23 protein-coding genes are annotated in these 16,863 nt (G+C 47.5%); 22 read left to right on the top strand and 1 reads right to left on the bottom strand.

Annotated features, from left to right (window positions below):
- Positions 1-458 precede the first annotated feature (458 nt).
- The 8 genes from cysS to QP860_RS06290 all read left to right on the top strand — a co-directional run bounded on the left by cysS (position 459) and on the right by QP860_RS06290 (position 5,255).
- Entirely contained in the window at positions 459-1,877 is a 1,419-nt protein-coding gene (gene cysS, locus QP860_RS06325) for a cysteine--tRNA ligase (RefSeq protein ID WP_070618398.1), read from the top strand.
- Complete coding sequence (locus QP860_RS06320; RefSeq protein ID WP_070618401.1) at positions 1,878-2,291, top strand: Mini-ribonuclease 3; 414 nt, start codon at positions 1,878-1,880, stop codon at positions 2,289-2,291. It abuts the gene before it with no gap.
- Entirely contained in the window at positions 2,278-3,030 is a 753-nt protein-coding gene (gene rlmB, locus QP860_RS06315) for a 23S rRNA (guanosine(2251)-2'-O)-methyltransferase RlmB (RefSeq protein WP_070618405.1), read from the top strand. Before QP860_RS06320 ends, rlmB begins: the two co-directional genes overlap by 14 nt.
- A 19-nt stretch (positions 3,031-3,049) precedes the next feature.
- A complete protein-coding gene (locus QP860_RS06310; RefSeq protein WP_070618408.1) occupies positions 3,050-3,571 on the top strand; it encodes an NYN domain-containing protein in 522 nt (173 codons plus the stop codon).
- Positions 3,572-3,614: 43 nt separating this feature from the next.
- Positions 3,615-4,223 (top strand): RNA polymerase sigma factor, encoded by a 609-nt coding sequence (locus tag QP860_RS06305; protein WP_070618411.1) that lies wholly within the window; start codon positions 3,615-3,617, stop codon positions 4,221-4,223.
- A gap of 78 nt (positions 4,224-4,301) precedes the next feature.
- Entirely contained in the window at positions 4,302-4,454 is a 153-nt protein-coding gene (rpmG, locus tag QP860_RS06300; RefSeq protein ID WP_083272431.1) for a 50S ribosomal protein L33, read from the top strand.
- Positions 4,455-4,474: 20 nt separating this feature from the next.
- Positions 4,475-4,648, top strand: coding sequence for a preprotein translocase subunit SecE (gene secE / locus QP860_RS06295; RefSeq protein ID WP_067973991.1), 174 nt, complete (start codon positions 4,475-4,477; stop codon positions 4,646-4,648).
- Positions 4,649-5,069: 421 nt separating this feature from the next.
- Positions 5,070-5,255 carry a hypothetical protein gene (locus tag QP860_RS06290; RefSeq protein ID WP_070618414.1) on the top strand — a complete coding sequence of 62 codons (186 nt, stop codon included), beginning with the start codon at positions 5,070-5,072 and terminating at the stop codon, positions 5,253-5,255.
- A 368-nt stretch (positions 5,256-5,623) separates the two neighbouring features.
- Here the strand turns inward: QP860_RS06290 and QP860_RS06285 are convergent, their stop codons facing one another.
- Positions 5,624-5,824: a hypothetical protein gene (locus QP860_RS06285; protein WP_070618417.1), complete on the bottom strand. Its 201-nt coding sequence runs from the start codon at positions 5,822-5,824 to the stop codon at positions 5,624-5,626.
- 233 nt (positions 5,825-6,057) lie between these two features.
- On the opposite strand from QP860_RS06285, the gene QP860_RS06280 reads away from it, so the two are divergent.
- The 14 genes from QP860_RS06280 to QP860_RS06215 all read left to right on the top strand — a co-directional run bounded on the left by QP860_RS06280 (position 6,058) and on the right by QP860_RS06215 (position 16,713).
- Positions 6,058-6,525 carry a hypothetical protein gene (locus QP860_RS06280; RefSeq protein WP_284912400.1) on the top strand — a complete coding sequence of 156 codons (468 nt, stop codon included), beginning with the start codon at positions 6,058-6,060 and terminating at the stop codon, positions 6,523-6,525.
- Positions 6,526-6,636: 111 nt separating this feature from the next.
- Positions 6,637-6,954: a PadR family transcriptional regulator gene (locus tag QP860_RS06275; RefSeq protein ID WP_070618422.1), complete on the top strand. Its 318-nt coding sequence runs from the start codon at positions 6,637-6,639 to the stop codon at positions 6,952-6,954.
- Positions 6,951-7,571: a DUF1700 domain-containing protein gene (locus QP860_RS06270; RefSeq protein ID WP_070618424.1), complete on the top strand. Its 621-nt coding sequence runs from the start codon at positions 6,951-6,953 to the stop codon at positions 7,569-7,571. The genes QP860_RS06275 and QP860_RS06270 overlap by 4 nt, the downstream gene beginning before the upstream one ends.
- A gap of 16 nt (positions 7,572-7,587) precedes the next feature.
- Entirely contained in the window at positions 7,588-8,292 is a 705-nt protein-coding gene (locus QP860_RS06265; RefSeq protein ID WP_070618427.1) for a hypothetical protein, read from the top strand.
- 13 nt (positions 8,293-8,305) lie between these two features.
- Complete coding sequence (locus tag QP860_RS06260; RefSeq protein WP_070618431.1) at positions 8,306-8,521, top strand: hypothetical protein; 216 nt, start codon at positions 8,306-8,308, stop codon at positions 8,519-8,521.
- A 98-nt stretch (positions 8,522-8,619) separates the two neighbouring features.
- Entirely contained in the window at positions 8,620-9,171 is a 552-nt protein-coding gene (nusG, locus tag QP860_RS06255) for a transcription termination/antitermination protein NusG (protein WP_070618434.1), read from the top strand.
- 528 nt (positions 9,172-9,699) lie between these two features.
- On the top strand, positions 9,700-10,125 hold the full coding sequence (locus QP860_RS06250; RefSeq protein WP_246818929.1) for a YrhK family protein: 426 nt from the start codon (positions 9,700-9,702) through the stop codon (positions 10,123-10,125).
- 167 nt (positions 10,126-10,292) lie between these two features.
- Positions 10,293-11,207 (top strand): metal ABC transporter solute-binding protein, Zn/Mn family, encoded by a 915-nt coding sequence (locus QP860_RS06245; RefSeq protein WP_284912399.1) that lies wholly within the window; start codon positions 10,293-10,295, stop codon positions 11,205-11,207.
- 11 nt (positions 11,208-11,218) lie between these two features.
- On the top strand, positions 11,219-14,152 hold the full coding sequence (locus QP860_RS06240; RefSeq protein WP_070618443.1) for a pneumococcal-type histidine triad protein: 2,934 nt from the start codon (positions 11,219-11,221) through the stop codon (positions 14,150-14,152).
- 134 nt (positions 14,153-14,286) lie between these two features.
- Complete coding sequence (rplK, locus tag QP860_RS06235; protein WP_067974040.1) at positions 14,287-14,712, top strand: 50S ribosomal protein L11; 426 nt, start codon at positions 14,287-14,289, stop codon at positions 14,710-14,712.
- 99 nt (positions 14,713-14,811) lie between these two features.
- Positions 14,812-15,501, top strand: a complete 690-nt coding sequence (rplA, locus tag QP860_RS06230) for a 50S ribosomal protein L1 (RefSeq protein ID WP_070430600.1) — start codon at positions 14,812-14,814, stop codon at positions 15,499-15,501.
- A gap of 81 nt (positions 15,502-15,582) precedes the next feature.
- Positions 15,583-15,945 carry a CHY zinc finger protein gene (locus QP860_RS06225; protein ID WP_070618446.1) on the top strand — a complete coding sequence of 121 codons (363 nt, stop codon included), beginning with the start codon at positions 15,583-15,585 and terminating at the stop codon, positions 15,943-15,945.
- Positions 15,935-16,141 carry a hypothetical protein gene (locus QP860_RS06220; RefSeq protein WP_284912398.1) on the top strand — a complete coding sequence of 69 codons (207 nt, stop codon included), beginning with the start codon at positions 15,935-15,937 and terminating at the stop codon, positions 16,139-16,141. Before QP860_RS06225 ends, QP860_RS06220 begins: the two co-directional genes overlap by 11 nt.
- Positions 16,141-16,713, top strand: coding sequence for a formate/nitrite transporter family protein (locus QP860_RS06215; protein ID WP_284912397.1), 573 nt, complete (start codon positions 16,141-16,143; stop codon positions 16,711-16,713). The genes QP860_RS06220 and QP860_RS06215 overlap by 1 nt, the downstream gene beginning before the upstream one ends.
- Positions 16,714-16,863: the final 150 nt, after the last annotated feature.

Below are 16,863 nucleotides of genomic sequence, written 5' to 3'. Positions count from 1 at the left end.
AGCTAAGCCGGGCGTTTTTGCCTGTTTTTTGTCTTTTTAGCGGACTTTTAAGACCTATTTCTTTTAAAAGTGCAAGAAGCGAGCGAGTTGGTTTTTCTTATCGCTTTTTGTGATGAAAAGATTTACATATCAATAAAAGAAGGGGCAAACTGCTTATAATGGATTTTATTTCAAAGACCATGCCAGATCCGACGCTTTGGCATGGCCTGTATGGGCGATAAACTGAGCAATCTTTACAAGGTCTGCCAAAGAGCATTTGAAGACAAGAAAGAGATTTCTTATACTGAAGGCGCAATGAGCTCTCGGAGGCGTGCTAGCTTGATGATCCGCAAGCCAGACTTATTGTAGCCTTTCTTACAAGAAGTAAGATGTTTGCTTTTGAACTTGTCATAAAGATGATAGAATAGAAGTTAAGAACATTGAATACTACTTGTAATCCAGAGAAGGGTGGTAAGTGCATGTTGAAGATTTACAACACCTTAACCAATCAAAAAGAAGCATTTAAAGCCATTGAAGACGGCAAAATTTCCATGTATGTCTGTGGACCCACTGTCTATAACTATATCCACATCGGCAATGCCCGCAGTGTTGTTGCCTTTGATACGATTCGTCGCTATTTCTTATACCGCGGCTATGAGGTTAACTTTGTATCCAACTTTACCGATGTTGACGATAAGATCATCAATCGAGCCAATGAAGAAGGCATTAGCTCTAAAGAGGTGGCGGATAAGTATATTGAAGCTTATTATGCCGACACCGATGCCCTCAATGTCATGCGGGCGACCCGCAATACCCGGGTGGTAGAGACCATGGACGATATCATTGCCTTCGTGGAAGACCTGATTGCCAAGGGCTATGCCTATGAACTGGAAGGTGATGTCTACTACCGGGCCCGCCGTTTCGACCACTATGGCTGCCTGTCCGACCAATCCATCGATGACTTGCGCGAGGGGGCCAGTGAACGGGTAGGGATCGACTCTCAGGCCAAGAAGGAAGACAGTGTGGACTTTGCCCTGTGGAAGGCGGCTAAGCCAGGCGAACCTTCCTGGGAATCGCCTTGGGGTCAAGGCCGTCCCGGCTGGCATATCGAATGCTCGGTTATGGCGACCAAGTATTTGGCTGATACCATTGATATCCACGGTGGGGGCCATGATTTGATCTTCCCCCACCACGAGAATGAGATTGCCCAGTCGGAAGCCAAGACTGGCCAGCCTTTTGCCCACTATTGGATGCACAATGGCTTTGTGACGATTGGTGATGATGGTGAGAAGATGAGTAAATCCCTAGGGAACTTCGTCTTGGCGCATGATTTAATTCAAGAAGTCGATCCGCAAGTTATCCGCTTCTTCCTATCCAGCGCCCACTACCGCAGTCCCCTTAAATTCAGCGAGTCAAGTCTTGACGATGCACGGAAGAATTTAGAACGTCTCCGGATTGCTTATCAGAATATCAATTACCGTCTTAAAGATGCGGTTGACCAGCTAGCCGATGATTCTAGCCAGCTAGCCAAGCGCGACCAGTTCCAGGCGGACTTTATCCAAGCCATGGACGATGACATCAACGCCCCTAATGGCTTGACCGTGATTTACCAATTGATGCGGGAGATTAACCTTTACTTAGAGGAAGACCAAGTCTCTAAAGTAGTTCTCCAAGCTTACCGCGACCTCTACCTTGAGCTTTTAGGAATTTTTGGAGTGACCTTTACTGAAGATAAAGAACTCTTGGATGATGACATTCAAGCTTTGATTGAGGAACGCGACCAGGCTCGGGCCAACAAGGATTATGCCCGCAGTGACGCTATCCGCGACCAATTGAAGGCGGAAGGGATTATCTTGGATGACACCCCCCAAGGTACCCGTTGGAGAAGAAGTGAGTAGATGAAGGACCAAGATATTAAACAATTGAGCGGCCTGCCCCTGGCCTATATGGGGGATGCTGCTTGGGAAATTTGTGTTCGTCAGACCTTATTGGAGCGCGGACTCACCCGGCCTAAGGCCCTCCACCGAGAGGCTACCGCCTATGTGAGTGCGCGCGGCCAAGCCCAGGCCATGGAGGTCTTGCTTGAAGAGGACCGCTTGACGGAGGAAGAGGTCCGCATTTATAAGCGGGGGAGGAATGCCTCCCCCCATACTTCGGCCAAGAATGCCAGCAAGCAGGACTACCGGGTGGCCACGGGCTTTGAAGCCTTGATGGGTTACTTGTACTTGATCCAGCCCCAAGGACGTTTTGAAGACTTGAGCCAGGAGTGCCTGGCCATTATAGAGGAGCGAATTGACCATGAAAGAAAGTAAGAGTTCCGACCAAGACTTTGTCATCGGCTTTCACAGCGGTATGGAGGTCTTGGAACATTCGGACCGGGATGTCAACAAGGTCTTTATCCAAAAGGGCCTCCAAGACAAACGCCGCCAGCAGATTGTCCGCGCCTGTAAGAAGGAAGGCGTGACCTTCCAAGAGGTGCCCAAGGCCAAGCTAGACCAGCTGAGTGATGGGGGCAACCACCAAGGCCTAGTAGTGGCAGTAGCCGCCTACCAATATGCCAGCTTGGAAGAGCTCTTCCAGCGGGCCCGCGACCGGGAAGAAGATCCTTTCTTCTTAATCTTAGATGGGATTGAAGACCCCCACAATTTGGGCTCGATCTTGCGGACAGCGGATGCAGTTGGCTGCCACGGCCTGATTATTCCTGAGCGCCGGGCAGTGGGCTTGACCCAGACGGTGGCTAAGACCTCGACCGGCGCCATTGAACACGTGCCTGTCGCCCGGGTGACCAATCTTTCCCAGTGTGTCCGCCAATTGAAGGAGGCGGGCGTCTGGGTCTTCGGGACCGACATGAAGGGGCAGAACTACTGGCAGATGGATGCGACCCTGCCTCTAGCCCTGGTGATTGGTAACGAAGGCAAGGGCATTTCGCCTGGCCTCAAGAAACACTTGGATGGAACTCTTACCATCCCCATGCGCGGTCATGTCCAGAGCCTGAATGCTAGCGTGGCTGCTGCCCTCTTAATGTACCAAGTCTACGCCAAACGTTTTTAAGCTGATAGAGGAGGTCAGTATGAAGCGAAACCGATTAATTGTCGATGGCTATAATATGATTGGCTCCTGGCCTCCACTCAAGCGGCTCAAGGACCAAGACCAGATCGAGGAGGCCCGGGACCTCTTACTGGAACTCCTGTCTAACTATGCCGCCTACCATAACTATGAGACCTGGGTTATCTTCGACGCCATGTTCGTCCCCGGCCTCTCCCAGACCTATGACCAGTACAAGCTTCATGTGGTCTATACCGCTGAGAAGGAGACTGCGGATGCTTACATTGAAGCCATGATGGACGAGATGGTGGGTGTCTTGCGCAATGTGACCGTTGCCACCAGTGACTTAGCGGAACAGCGCATGGTCTTCCAGAAGGGAGCCCTGCGCAAGTCGGCTAATGAGCTCTGGCGCGACATCCAGAAGACCCAGCTCGACATTAGCCAGGGGGATGAGAACTATGATCCCAATGCCTACCAGCGGATGGTGCCCTGGTCCTACCAGCAGATGCGTGACTTGAAGTCTCTTCTAGAGGATCTCTCTAAATAACTTCTTCTGATAAGTAATCCTGCCTAAAACTAGGGAGGATACCATGACTACTTGGAAGAACCGTGCCACTACTGACCATAAACTTTGCCAAGCTGCTAGCCAGGGACAAGAGGAAGCCTTCAGTGAACTCTACTGGCACTACCGCCCTTTGATGGGTCACTTTTATCCCAAGGTGCGGGGCTATATGGACTATGATGACTTTCTCCAGGAGGCTGGGCACCAGCTCTTTGAATGCGTCAACCGCTACCAGGCGGGCGAGGCAGGACAAGCGAGTTTCTACACCTTCTATGCCAACTGCCTGCGCTATTTAATTTGTAATATCTACCGCCACTACCAAACAGAGAAGCGGCGGATGCCCGATCCCTCGGTGTCCATTAACTGTCCCGTCGCTCAACTGGAAGACCAACTGGCCGCCTATGCCCATGTCGACCATGATCCCCAGGCTGCCTATGCCTTTCATTATTATCTCGATTGTTTTGAGAGTGCCTTGTCCCCCATGGAGCGGGCTGTCCTAGCCGCTTACCTAGAAGGCTTGGACTGGCAAACTATCGGCAAGGAGCTAGGTATCGGGACGAAGTCTAGCCGTACTGCCTTCTACCGAGCCAAGTCTAAATTGGTCCAGCTAATTAAGGAAAATAAGCGTGACCATTGACTAATCAAGTTTGACAAAAGCTCCAAAAATCGTTACTATAACCAAGTATATGAAATTAGATAGAAATGGGGCAGCAGTATGGCAACTAAAAAAATTATACTCGCATGCTCAAAGTGTGGCTCCCGTAACTATACAGTGAAGAGCAATCCAGCCAACCGGACAGAACGACTCGAAGTCAAAAAATTCTGCCGCCACTGCAAGGGCCATACTTTGCACCAACAGACCAAATAGGATAAGAGAGGAAGCAGAAGATGAGTTTTATCAAAGGAGTCTTTCATGAAATGCGTATGGTTGAATGGCCATCCGGCAAGCAACTCATGCGCGACACAGGAATCGTCTTAATCACCATCCTCATCGCCGCCATCTACCTCGGCGTTGTCGATGAACTAGTCACCATGCTCTTCGGTTGGTTCATTCAATTGTAATAAGGGTGTGAGCAGTTGCGTTCAGTCTTGAATGACTGGAGCCCAAACGGAAAAGAGCGGCTTTAGCCGATCGTTCCGATTGGGTGAAGTCACTTCAAGATTGCAACTGCGAACCCAACTAGAAAGGGTGTGAAGGCTAGCGGGAGAAATAGACCTCTGGAGCACAGAGTCAGAGAATATGTTAGTCCCAAATAAAAAGTACTAAAATTAGCTCGAAGGTAAGTCAACAGACTCACTTTCGAGCTAATTCTGTTTAAAATATGCATCTGCTGAAGAATAATTCAGATAAATAGATTTAGAATTTTTTGAAGATCTATGTAGCATATCTTATATGTAAGAAAGTTTAAAAGACCGATCGTGGGTATATTCCTTAGTTCACAAATTTAGCTATGGTATGCTATCTCACAAAGGGGGATCTAACATGAAAAATAAAAAAAGAGATAGATATTTAAATATTTATTTTTGGCTTGCTATAATTATATACATTAGCTTAATTTTATTTCTACCTAACAATAAATACTTAGAATTTTTTGGTTTATTTTTAGTATTTTTATTTTTTTTACTTCGTTTAATTTTTAGACGAATAGATAAACGAAAAGATGAGTAGTTAAATTTTAAATGTTAGGTAAAGTTCATTTTTAGCTCTAGCAGATGAGTGTTGTCTGTTTAGTTCAATTACTCAAAGTAAAAGGCCTAAAGAGAGTGTTACAAAAGTCGATCAGCCCTGCACCAGCTAACGCATACTATATCTATAACTCGCTGCGCGTCGAACAGCTATAGCAACCGTCCGCGAACTATGGGAAATCGTTGGCAAACGTTTGGGCATAGTTCGTGAAGTGGATGTCAGGATTGACTTTTGGAACAGATTTTTGCCAAAAAAGTTCGTTATTTTTAAAAGGGGCCGGAGCTTTTGTCCCAGCCTCCTCTTAAGCGTTCGAAGCTAACAAAATTCTTTGTGTACTTAATGAAATTATTTTAAATCTTATCAGAATTGTTCCTTGCTTGTTCTTTAGCTTCTTGGATATCTTTTGCCCAAGCTTTATGTGAAATAAAACCTAAAAATCCACCTAAAAGCGTTGAACCTAAAACACCTAGCGTGTCTTTAAAGCCTAAAGTAACTAATAAAATCATTGGCATAACAATTCCCATGGTTCTAGAAATTTGTTTCTTTTTCATAATTATCCCTTCCAAGTTGACGATACACTTATAAGTGCATGCGAAAGTTTAAGATTCTAGATCCATACTAAACGTTTAAAAAGTAATATTACTCCTAACTAATTTTTATATAGTGCTGTGAATTACACATTTATCTTAACATATGAGTAAAAGGTCTTCAATTGATAGTAGTTAGCCATTATATCTTAAGCGTATTTTGATGAAATGATTTTCGGATAGAGGTGAAAGTTCTGATGAGCATTTATGGACTATTAACATTTTATTTATTGGAAGTTTTGGTCCTATACCATCAGTTTAGGACCATCAAGCGGATTAGAATCAAAGAAAAATGTAGTCGACCTGTAAAGCTGACTTACTATATAATTAGCCTTTGCTTTTTGGTTTTTGGCCTATCGATCAGTCAAGCTCTTAGTCACTTGGGCCTATTTCTTGGACTTGGACTTATCTTCTTCCTGGCACCGCAAACGACCGGCTTGGGTGACCATGCTTATTACCACCGAGTTAAACTTGGTGGCTTTGCTGGGCTCACAGCAAAAGAACAGTCTTATGCAGAAGTGCTGAACTATCGACTGACAAGGAAAGAGGATTCCTTAGTGCTAGTCTTTAGCCATAAATTCCGTCGCGATGAATTGACCTTCTCATTAGAAGACCAGGAAGCTGTTGAGAGATTGCTGAAAAGCGATAAAGTCATGAAATTCTAAATAACACAGAACTGCTTTAAAGTTTTCTCTTCTTATCTATTGTGCATTACAAGCTAGCGTGCTATACTTTATTTGAAGCTAGTGTGTAATACAAGATAGTGAGGTGTGGAGATGAATAGTCAGTTAAAGAAGGGGGTTTTGGAGATGATGGTTCTCCACCAGCTGGCCCAGCGAGATTGTTATGGTTATGAATTGGTCCAGGAGATCTCCAAGCATATCCAGATGAGTGAAGGAACAGTCTATCCCTTGCTCCGACGTTTGAAGAAGGAGGGGCTCCTGACCACCTACATGCAGGAATCGGAGTCGGGACCCGCTCGGAAGTATTATGAATTGACGGCTGAAGGTGCCCAGGCCCTCCAAGCCCAGCGCTTGGAGTGGGAGACCTTTGCAGCTAAGGTCAGTGCCTTTTTAGGAGGGGAGTCAGAATGAGACAAGAAGAATTTTTGGACCTGTTGGCCTATTACTTGAGGCGGCTGCCGGATTCGGTGATTGCTGACATCCGACAAGATTATTTGGAACACTATGAGATGGGCCTGGCCCAGGGGAAGTCAGAAGAAGAAATCAGCCAAGAACTGGGTTCACCCCGGGAGATTGCTGTTGACTACCTGGATAATGAGCGGGTCTTTATCGATGAGGAAGGGGCCTTGGCCCTTAATGAAGAGAAACGGCCGCGAAAGCTACACTGGTTCTGGAAACTTGTCTTGTTCCTCGCCGCCCTCCCCTTTATCCTAGCCTTTCTCTCCGTTGTGTTCTCTCTGCTTGTGAGTGTGGTCAGTATCTGGTTAGCGATTATCTTGACAGCCGCTGTCCTTGGCGCTTCGGTCCTAGTCAGTGTCTTTCGCCCGGACCTCTTCAACAATGGAGTCGTCAATATTGGCTTAGTTAACGACCTGAGCCTTGTGACCAAGCTCTGTCTGGCTATCTTCTTAATCTGTCTGACCTTACTGTTGATTTATTCCTTGTATGCAGCCATTCGTTGGTGTATTCGGGGGCTAATGAACGCCTGGTATGCCTTCCAATGGCGCCGTAAGAGAGGTGCTTACTAATGAAGAAGAGAATTCTATGGGGATTGCTTTAACGGGTCTTATCGCCTTAGTGATTGGCACGCTGTCTTTCTTTATCAGTGATTATGACCATGTGGCAGCTGAGCTCAACCGCTTCTACCAGGAAGAGCTGACCGACAATCGCCAAACCATCTATGATGAGGACTTAAAAGAAGGCGTCAAAAGCTTGGCTGTAGAGAGCCAATCGGAAGCTAGTGTCCATATCCAGCCGGCAGAAGACTACCGGGTCCAAGTCCAAGACCTGCCAGGTGCCGATGCGGCTAAGGTTAACTACGAAGAGGGTCAGTTGACCATCCAATCCCCTACTAAGGACCGCAACTACCCGCTGGAGATTACCCTTTATGGGCCGGACTTTGACCAGACTAAGTTGGACCTGAAGGCAGCCTATCTTGACTTAGATAGCCAGGCTAGCCTCGAGCATTTAGCCCTGGAAGCGGACCATGCCGAAGTCGACTTGAAGGGCGACCATTCCTATCCCATGCAAGTACAAGCGGGATATATTGATGGGGACTTCGATTTTGACCGGACGGACCTCGCTTTCGCTGTCTTGGAGGGGCAATTAGGGCTCAGTCTAAATGCTGGTGAGATGCACTATCTTCCAGCAGGCCAACAAGGGGCCATCCTCTATAAGTTGGGCAAGGGCGACCAGGAAGTCCAGCTTAAGGTGGATTACTCGGCCATTGATGTCACGACGACAAACTAAGGGGGCAGCTGTCATGAAGAAAGGCATTCGACCAGTTATCTTGGGGGTGTTAGCGTTGGCTTTGATCTTTTATGCCTGCCAGACTATCCAGCTCCTCCCGGTACAGCCCAGTCCCAGTCGGTCTTCTTATATTAAGATCGAGCGTGGACCAGCAGGACAATGGGGACCCCGCTTCCAGATCCAGGTCTATCTGTCCAGCCTGTCAAATTCTTTTGAATTGGTGCCTTAGCTATGCTACAATAAAGGCGTGGAAAATTTCGTCAAAAAACCTTCTCCTAGGGGGAGGTTTTTTATTCAGGTAAAATTTAGAAAAAGGAGCGCGAAATAATGGTAGAAACAGTTGAAAGTGCCAAGCAATGGTATGTCCTCCATACCTATTCAGGCTATGAGAACAAGGTTAGGGAAGACTTGGAGATGCGGATTACCTCCATGGGGATGGAAGACTATATCTTCCGCGCTGTAGTGCCAGAAACTGAGCACGTGGAAGAGACCAAGACGGGCAAACAAAAGGTCGTTAAGGATAAGATCTTCCCAGGCTATGTCTTCGTGGAAATGATCATGTCCGATGAGGCTTGGTTCGTGGTCCGGAATACGCCGAATGTGACGGGCTTCCTAGGTTCCCACGGCCAAGGGTCTAAACCAACTCCCCTTTTGGATGATGAAGTTCACCGCCTGCTCCGCTCCCAAGGTGAAGTAGTTAAGCGGGACATCCACTTTGAAGTGGGCGAAATGGTCCGTGTGATCGATGGGGCTTTCGATGGTTTGGAAGGTCGGATTGAATCGATTGCAGAAGACCAAGAGAAGCTCAAGGTTGTGGTTGAAATGTTCGGCCGCGAAACGGTAGCAGAAGTTGACTTCGACCAAGTGGATAAATTGTAAATAATGTTAAATTAAATGGTGCTGGTGAGCATCTATTCCGCTTTTGAAATTGTTCCTTAAAGAGCCATGGCACCGGCTCGAGCCAAGGTCTCTCGCCTAGCGAGCCTTCAAAGAATTAGAGTGTGACAAAAGTCGGTCAACCCTGAACCACTGGAGCAAAATCTAGAAGAGCCTTGCTAAAGGCTCGGCTAGATTTTGTGAAGTGGAGTCAGGGTTGACTTTTGGAGCAGGTTTCGGCTCGTACGGCTTTCCGCCTACGATCCATAATTCGCTTCGCTTGCTTGTTCATGGCTAAGGAACACTTTCAAAGCTCCACTACTGCTCACAACAGTAATTATTTAACTTATTGGTCACCGAGGCTGAGACAAAAGGTCCAGCCTCTTTTTAAATGGCGATTTTTTAAAAAGCTGTTTCAAAGGGCAGCATTGAAGTGTTTTTTCCACTTTCTCTGTTCAGAGGGCCTTTCTTTGCTTTTGGCGAGGGGAAATGCTATAAAGAAGAGAAAAAGGAGGTGCTATCGTGGCCCAAATGGAGCGGAAATCTTATGAGATGGAGCCACAGACTGAAGAGGACATTGTTGTCAAGCTAGGTCCATTTCGTCTTTACTTCCAGAATGTCTATACAATCATTTCACTACTCAATGATATTTTTACCGGGAGCTTGTATTTCATTGGGAGCATCTGTAATTTTTTCGGAGCGCCGGCGATTTATGGAAATACGCTTTTCTTAATTGGGGGCTTCTCCTTCGTCATGCGTCCGATTATTAAACTCATCCATAATATCCATATCTACAATCAAGATCCTAGCAAGCGCCGGCGTGATGAAGCCAATCTCGATAAGAAGAAATTATTCCAAGTTAAATATAGTCAAAAAGGCGACCAACAAGATGGAGACTATCTGGGGGACGCCTATAACCATGAATATTACGAAGCAGATGACAAGCACCAGGACTGATGCAGGTTGGAACTTCGAAGGATAAAGCAGCTATTAGCGAAAAAAGTTAATGGCTGCTTTTTCTTTTAAAAATTAAATCGTAATATTTACGATTTGTCTTGACAAGTCAGATTCTTCCCGGTATATTTTATATCGTAATCGTTACGATTTAAAGGAGGATTTATTCAATGTTTCGAAAAGGAAAAGGGGCCGCTTTACTGGTCGGCCTCGTGACTCTCGTCTTCTTGGCCCTCAGTGGCTGTCAGAAGGCGACAGATGCAGAGTCAGGCCAGGGCATGCGAGTCGTGACAAGTTTTTACCCAAACTATGCCTTGACCAAGGAAGTGAGTGGCGACCTCAATGATGTCCGCATGATCCAGTCTGGGGCAGGCATCCATTCTTTTGAACCGTCAGCCAGTGACCTGGCAGCCATTGAAGAATCGGATCTTTTTATTTACCATTCGTCAACTTTGGAGGGCTGGGCTAAGAATATCCAGGGGAAGGATGTGGTGGAGGCTTCAGACGGTTTGGACTTACAGAAGGTGACCGGTTTAGAAGATATGCCGACAGCTGATGGTATGGATGAGGCCAAGCTCTACGATCCCCACTCTTGGCTCGATCCCATTCTTGCGGGCCAGGAAGCCCAAAACATTGCCAAGGCACTATCTGAGAGGGATCCAGCCAATCAGGCGACCTACCAGGCCAATGCGGATAAGTTCCAGGCCGAGGCAGAAGCCCTGGTCAAGGCATACCAGCCGAAGTTTAAGGCAGCTGAGCAGAAGACTTTTGTTACCCAGCACACGGCTTTTTCTTATTTGGCCCAGCGCTTTGGGCTCAAGCAGTTAGGGATTGCGGGGATCTCACCCGATGCGGAGCCGAGCCCCCAACAATTGTCGGAAATTAAGGAATTCATCGACCGCTACCAGGTGGGGACGATTTTTACGGAAGAGAAGGCTTCACCCAAGTTGGCCCAGGTCTTGGCAGAAGAGACGGGCGCTGAGATTAAGACCCTGCGCCCCTTGGAAGCTGACCCAGAGAATAATTTAACTTTTTTGGAGAACTTAGAGGCTGACCTGAAGACCCTCTTAGAAGAATTAGAATAAGGAGATTATGAATGGAGAAACGAACACTTAAACAAGTTATCCTCGGCGCTACAACCTCTGCCCTCCTCCTAGGGGGCGCCTATTATTGGGGCTATAGCCAGGGTAACCAGACCGAAGCTAAGGATTCCAACATTGCCTATGTCGATGGTCACGCTGCCAAGACAGGAGACCATAAGGCGAAGACCCCGGACCAGGTGTCGGCAGAAGAAGGGATCGATGCTGAACAAATTGTTGTCAAAATTACTGATGATGGCTATGTGACCTCCCACGGTGACCACTACCATTACTACAATGGCAAGGTCCCCTTCGATGCCATCATCAGCGAAGACTTAGTCATGAAAGATCCGAACTATCGATTGGATAAAAAAGATATTGTTAATGAGGTCAAGGATGGCTACATTATCAAGGTAGATGGCAAGTATTACCTCTACCTCAAGGATCCTAAGAAGGCCGTCAATGTTCGGACCAAGGAAGAGATTGCTGAACAGAAGAAGCTCCATAATGTTAAAGAAAAGGATGGAGCAGAGCCGATGAGCCAGTCCGTCAAGCAAGCGGTGGCTCAGGCCAAGGCCCAAGGACGCTATACGACTGATGATGGTTATGTCTTTACTGTGGGATCGATTGTGAGCGACACGGGTGATGCTTATATCTGTGCTCATGGCGACCACTTCCACTATGTGCCCAAGTCCGACCTTTCGCCGGCTGAGCGGGCAGCTGCAGCCGCCTATTGGTCAGCTGGATCAGCAGGCGGTCGTGGGGCGACCACTTCCCACGCTCCAGGCTTTAATGGGGCTGGTCCAGTCCAAGTCCAAGAAATTAAACAGACCCAGCAGAGACCAGCGGCTTCAGGTCAGTCTGGCCATCAAGGGGACTTACAAAGCATGCTCGACCAGCTTTATGCCCAGCCTCAGAGCCAGCGTCATGTGGAAGCAGACGGTTTGGTCTTTGATCCCGCCAAGGTGACCAAGAAGAATGCTTTTGGTTATGTCATGCCCCACGGTGACCACTACCATATTATTCCGGCCAACCAGCTCTCTGACTTGGAGCGCCGGGCAGCAGACGCCTATCTCAACCAGCCTGACTTCACCTACCAAGCAGGAGCAAAGAAGGCTAAGAAAGACAAGGCGCCTGGGCAACGCCTAGTGACTAAGAAAGTAACACCAAGTTCGAAGCCAGCTGACCAAGCCTACACCACTGATGACGGCTATGTCTTTAAGGTGAGCGATATTATTGCCGACGAGGGCGATGTCTATGTCGTTCCTCACGGCGATCACTTCCACGCCATTCCCAAGGCCGACTTATCCGCTAAAGAATTAGCTGCGGCTAAGCGCTATTGGGAGAGCCAAGGCCAGTCGAAGCCAGCCAGTCCAGCTAAACGTCCTCAGCAGAGCGCGACGCCCCGCCCCCAAAGGAAGCCCCAGGCCCCAGCTAAGAAAGCTCAAAGCAAGCCGAGCCAGAAAAAAGAAGAGCCTAAAGTTCAAGCGCCTGCTCAAAAATTGGGGGATCTGAAGCTTGACCAACTTCTGGATCGATTATATGCCCTGCCTCAGAGCCAGCGCCATGTGGAAGCAGACGGTCTGGTCTTTGATCCGGCTAAAGTGACTAAAAAGAATGCTTTTGGTTACGTGATGCCCCATGGTGACCACTACCATATTATTCCAGCTGACCAGCTCTCTGAACTCGAACAGCTAGCGGCTGACCGCTACCTCGAATCAGGTCGATCCGGTCAAGACGACAAGGCAAAGCAGGAGCCGACTAAGAAGGCGAGCGAGAAGCCAGACAAGCAGAACGGCCAAGCAGGCGATCAAGATAAGCCAGCCAAGGATGACCCAGCCAAAAAAGAAAGCGAGGAAGATACAGGAAACAAGGTGCCAGGTAAGCAGGACCAAGCTCAAGTGCGGGGCAAGAAATTACCTGACTGGTGCCTGCCGCTCAGCGAATTCAAGGGTAACCTCCAGTATGCCGATAAGGAAATTGAGCCCGGCCGTTTCCGTATTCCTCACCACGACCACTACCATTATGCCGACCGGTCCTTCTTGAATGTCTGGTTTGACAATGACCAAGACAAGGTCGACCTAGCCATTAAGACGGTTCGCTTCCTGATCGCCCATCCCGAATACCGTCCGGCTGAAAAAGATGGCTGGGGTGCGGATGTGGAAGGTCAACAAGCCGCAGCGAAAGCAGACCAGGAAAAGACCGTCCGTTTCAATGGCCAAGACTACCAAGCTTTTGGCAAGGGACTCGACGGTAAACCCTACACCACAGATGATGGCTATACCTTCTCACCAGCCTCCATTACAGAAGTGACCAAGGATAGTGTAATCGCTAAGCACGGCGACCACTTCCATGTCTTTGAATTCGGGGAATTGGAACAAGACGAACTTCGCCAGGTAGAAGCTTGGATGAAAGAACAAGGACTTAAAGTAAAAGAAACAGCTGAAGAAAAAGGTCAGGAAACTGAAGCGTCGACTAGTGATGAGGGGCATGAAGCAGACCCACTGGCTGGCTACCAATTCCAGGCAGAAGATGTCCAATCGCGCTTCGGTAAGGGCTATATCTTCTCTATCCAGGGACAAAATGTCTATATGACCCCATACAATCCAGCATCCGGCCGTCCTAAGAAGGCTTCGGAATTAACGGCTGACCAAGTGGCGGCGGTGGAAGCTGTCCTCAGCCAGCGCCAGGCCAGTCAAGCTACAAGTCAAAAGGATCCCACAAATAAGCAAGCCCCAGAGGCTGACCAGAGAGCGGGCGACCAAGACGCGGGTGCTCAAAAAGCAAAAGCAGGTCAGGAAGCTAAACCAGCTCCAGCGCCCTCAGCTGAGCAGGGCCAAGCTGCACTGGCTCTAGCAAGTGATGAAGGGGCTGGAGCTGTTCAAGCGGGGCCGGCCGACCAAGGCGAGCAGCTAGCTAAAGAAGAGGGAGCAGGACTCGTTGAACAATAAAATTAAATTTGCCCTTGCTTTTTGAATCGAACTATGGTTTAATATGGTATTGTGTGCAAACACAATAAGTGGGAGGAGAAATCTAACTACAACTCCATTAAACCACTCGCGAACAGAACAAGGAGGAATGTTTCGTGGCTAAGAATGTAGAAACTGTTGTTAAATTACAAATTGAAGCTGGTCAAGCAAGTCCAGCTCCTCCAGTAGGTCCTGCTTTAGGGCAAGCTGGTATTAATATCATGGGCTTCTGTAAAGAGTTCAATGCACGTACTGCCGATCAAGCAGGCTATGTTATCCCTGTTGTGATCACTGTTTACGAAGATCGCTCATTTGACTTTATTACTAAGACCCCACCTGCAGCTGTCTTACTTAAGAAAGCCGCTGGCGTGGAAAAAGGTTCTGGTGAACCTAACAAGAATAAAGTAGCAAGTGTCACTCGCGATCAAGTACGTGAAATTGCAGAAACCAAGACACCAGACTTAAATGCTGCTGATGTTGAAGCTGCTATGCGTATGGTTGAGGGTACTGCACGTTCAATGGGGATCACTGTCGAAGACTAGTCGACCCGCTGGACGAACAGAATCAATAATCAAACGCCACAACATCTAGGTGTTGTGCGTGGGAGGAATATCCGTTAAAACCACATAGGAGGAAAGATAATGGCTAAAAAATCAAAAAATCAAATCGCAGCTTATGAAAAAGTTGACAAGAACAAAAAATACACTGCTGAAGAAGCAATTGAATTATTAAAAGAAGTTGACTACACCAAATTTGACGGTTCAATCGAAGTGGCTTACCGTTTAGGTATCGACACTAAGAAGAACGACCAACAAATCCGTGGGGCAATGGTATTGCCTAAGGGTACTGGTCAAACACAAACCGTTTTAGTCTTTGCCCAAGGTGAAAATGCCCGTATCGCGGAAGAAGCCGGTGCAGACTATGTTGGTGACGATGAATACATCGAAAAAATCAACGATGGCTGGTTAGACTTCGACGTTGTTGTTGCAACACCAGACATGATGGGTAAGATCGGCCGCTTGGGTCGTGTCTTAGGGCCTAAAGGTTTAATGCCTAACCCTAAAACAGGTACCGTAACACAAGATGTTGCCAAAGCTGTTAGCGACATCAAATCAGGTCAAATCGAATACCGTGCAGATAGTGCAGGTAACGTTCACGCTTTAATTGGTAAAGTTTCATTCAACACTGAAGACTTAATTGAAAACTTCCGTGCTATCCATGAAACTATCCTACGCGAAAAACCTGCTGCAGCTAAAGGGACTTATGTGAAGAACCTTGCTGTAACATCTACTATGGGTCCTGGTATCAAAGTTGATCCATCATCATTATAATCAATAGTGATTAATGGGAGCGCTAAGTGGGATTAACTTGCTTAGCGCTTTTTTTGTGTCATAATAGAAGAGGGCTAGGGAATGGAAGAAAGAAGCCAGATCCGGGGCCTTGGCCTGGATGGTCAGGGGCGCTGCCAGCACTACCATTTGCCAGAGGATATTCTGGCCTTATATTGCTCAACTTGTAGGGCCTACTATGCCTGCTACCGCTGCCACGACGCCTTGGCTAACCATGCCTTCACGCCTATTCGAAGTGACCAGGCTGATAGTTTGCTCTGTGGTGCTTGCCGGGCGACTTTCGACCAGGCCACTTATGAGGCTTTAGGCCGCTGTTCCCATTGTCGGGCGGCTTTCAACCCTGCTTGCCAGCGTCATGCTGGTCTTTACTTTGCTTCAAAAAAAGAGAAAAATCATAATGGAGGAGTTAGATTTAATGAACGATAAGATTACCGCGGCGATTAATAAGAAAGTCGCCCTGGCAAATACATCAGTTTGGCAATATGGTCTCCGGGCTATTTTTGCTGGTATTTATTTGGGAATTGGTTGTGGAGTCGCCTTTATGACGGCGGAACAGATTAGCGCGGTCCATCCTGACTTGGGGCGCTTTCCTATGCCTTGCTTTTCCCATGGTGTTTGGTGATGATTATCTTCCTGAACGGGGAGTTAACGACTTCTAATATGATGTACTTCGCCAATGGCTTGTACCGCAAAGTGGTGAAGCCAGCGGATGCTGCTAAGGTCTTAGCCCTATGTACCTTATTTAATTTAATCGGATGTGCGGCCATTGCTTGGGTACTGAGTCAGACTTTAGGTTTTAATGATATCGATGCCAGCCATTATTTAATTTCGGCCGTCCAAGGTAAGATTGATAAGTCTTATGGCCTCGTCTTCCTGGATGGGATTGTAGCCAATATGTTAGTTAATATTACCGTTATCGGCATCATGTTCATGAAAGATAACAGCGCCAAGATTCCTTATATTTTAGGGATTATCTTTATCTTTGCCTTCTACGGCTTTGAACACGTGATTGCTAACTTCGTCACCTATTCCCTGGCAGCCTTCACCCTGCCTTCTGCAATTGAAGGCTTTACCCTGAGCCATGTGCTCCTGCAATGGCTAGTTGCCTGGATTGGTAACTTTGTCGGTGGGGGTGTCGTAATGGGGGTCGGCTACGGCTTCCTCAATAAGGGACAAGATATTTATACCGATTAATCAACAGCAGAAAGTCTCCTTTACAAGAGGGGGCTTTTTTACTTTAGAGCTCCCGCATCCTCTCACACCCTGCCTAGTCGGGTTCGCAGAGGCAGAAAGGAAGTGACTTCAGCAAATGGGAACGATCGGCTAAAGCCGCTCTTATCCCTT

The organism is Aerococcus sp. UMB1112A (assembly GCF_030230715.1).
Taxonomy (GTDB): domain Bacteria; phylum Bacillota; class Bacilli; order Lactobacillales; family Aerococcaceae; genus Aerococcus.
Note: the sequence above shows the minus strand (reverse complement) of the source record. Positions and strands in the feature narration are given on the sequence as shown.

What these genes read in the sequence shown, in the direction of transcription:
- cysS (WP_070618398.1), top strand. Translation starts at nt 459, where the DNA reads ATGTTGAAGATTTACAACACCTTAACCAATCAAAAAGAAGCATTTAAA.
- QP860_RS06225 (WP_070618446.1), top strand. Translation starts at nt 15,583, where the DNA reads ATGGAAGAAAGAAGCCAGATCCGGGGCCTTGGCCTGGATGGTCAGGGG.
- QP860_RS06285 (WP_070618417.1), bottom strand. Translation starts at nt 5,824, where the DNA reads ATGAAAAAGAAACAAATTTCTAGAACCATGGGAATTGTTATGCCAATG.
- QP860_RS06240 (WP_070618443.1), top strand. Translation starts at nt 11,219, where the DNA reads ATGGAGAAACGAACACTTAAACAAGTTATCCTCGGCGCTACAACCTCT.
- rpmG (WP_083272431.1), top strand. Translation starts at nt 4,302, where the DNA reads ATGGCAACTAAAAAAATTATACTCGCATGCTCAAAGTGTGGCTCCCGT.
- rlmB (WP_070618405.1), top strand. Translation starts at nt 2,278, where the DNA reads ATGAAAGAAAGTAAGAGTTCCGACCAAGACTTTGTCATCGGCTTTCAC.
- QP860_RS06275 (WP_070618422.1), top strand. Translation starts at nt 6,637, where the DNA reads ATGAATAGTCAGTTAAAGAAGGGGGTTTTGGAGATGATGGTTCTCCAC.
- QP860_RS06270 (WP_070618424.1), top strand. Translation starts at nt 6,951, where the DNA reads ATGAGACAAGAAGAATTTTTGGACCTGTTGGCCTATTACTTGAGGCGG.
- QP860_RS06265 (WP_070618427.1), top strand. Translation starts at nt 7,588, where the DNA reads ATGGGGATTGCTTTAACGGGTCTTATCGCCTTAGTGATTGGCACGCTG.
- QP860_RS06220 (WP_284912398.1), top strand. Translation starts at nt 15,935, where the DNA reads ATGAACGATAAGATTACCGCGGCGATTAATAAGAAAGTCGCCCTGGCA.
- QP860_RS06250 (WP_246818929.1), top strand. Translation starts at nt 9,700, where the DNA reads ATGGAGCGGAAATCTTATGAGATGGAGCCACAGACTGAAGAGGACATT.
- QP860_RS06290 (WP_070618414.1), top strand. Translation starts at nt 5,070, where the DNA reads ATGAAAAATAAAAAAAGAGATAGATATTTAAATATTTATTTTTGGCTT.
- rplA (WP_070430600.1), top strand. Translation starts at nt 14,812, where the DNA reads ATGGCTAAAAAATCAAAAAATCAAATCGCAGCTTATGAAAAAGTTGAC.
- QP860_RS06320 (WP_070618401.1), top strand. Translation starts at nt 1,878, where the DNA reads ATGAAGGACCAAGATATTAAACAATTGAGCGGCCTGCCCCTGGCCTAT.
- QP860_RS06310 (WP_070618408.1), top strand. Translation starts at nt 3,050, where the DNA reads ATGAAGCGAAACCGATTAATTGTCGATGGCTATAATATGATTGGCTCC.
- QP860_RS06280 (WP_284912400.1), top strand. Translation starts at nt 6,058, where the DNA reads ATGAGCATTTATGGACTATTAACATTTTATTTATTGGAAGTTTTGGTC.
- QP860_RS06260 (WP_070618431.1), top strand. Translation starts at nt 8,306, where the DNA reads ATGAAGAAAGGCATTCGACCAGTTATCTTGGGGGTGTTAGCGTTGGCT.
- QP860_RS06215 (WP_284912397.1), top strand. Translation starts at nt 16,141, where the DNA reads ATGATTATCTTCCTGAACGGGGAGTTAACGACTTCTAATATGATGTAC.
- QP860_RS06245 (WP_284912399.1), top strand. Translation starts at nt 10,293, where the DNA reads ATGTTTCGAAAAGGAAAAGGGGCCGCTTTACTGGTCGGCCTCGTGACT.
- secE (WP_067973991.1), top strand. Translation starts at nt 4,475, where the DNA reads ATGAGTTTTATCAAAGGAGTCTTTCATGAAATGCGTATGGTTGAATGG.
- QP860_RS06305 (WP_070618411.1), top strand. Translation starts at nt 3,615, where the DNA reads ATGACTACTTGGAAGAACCGTGCCACTACTGACCATAAACTTTGCCAA.
- nusG (WP_070618434.1), top strand. Translation starts at nt 8,620, where the DNA reads ATGGTAGAAACAGTTGAAAGTGCCAAGCAATGGTATGTCCTCCATACC.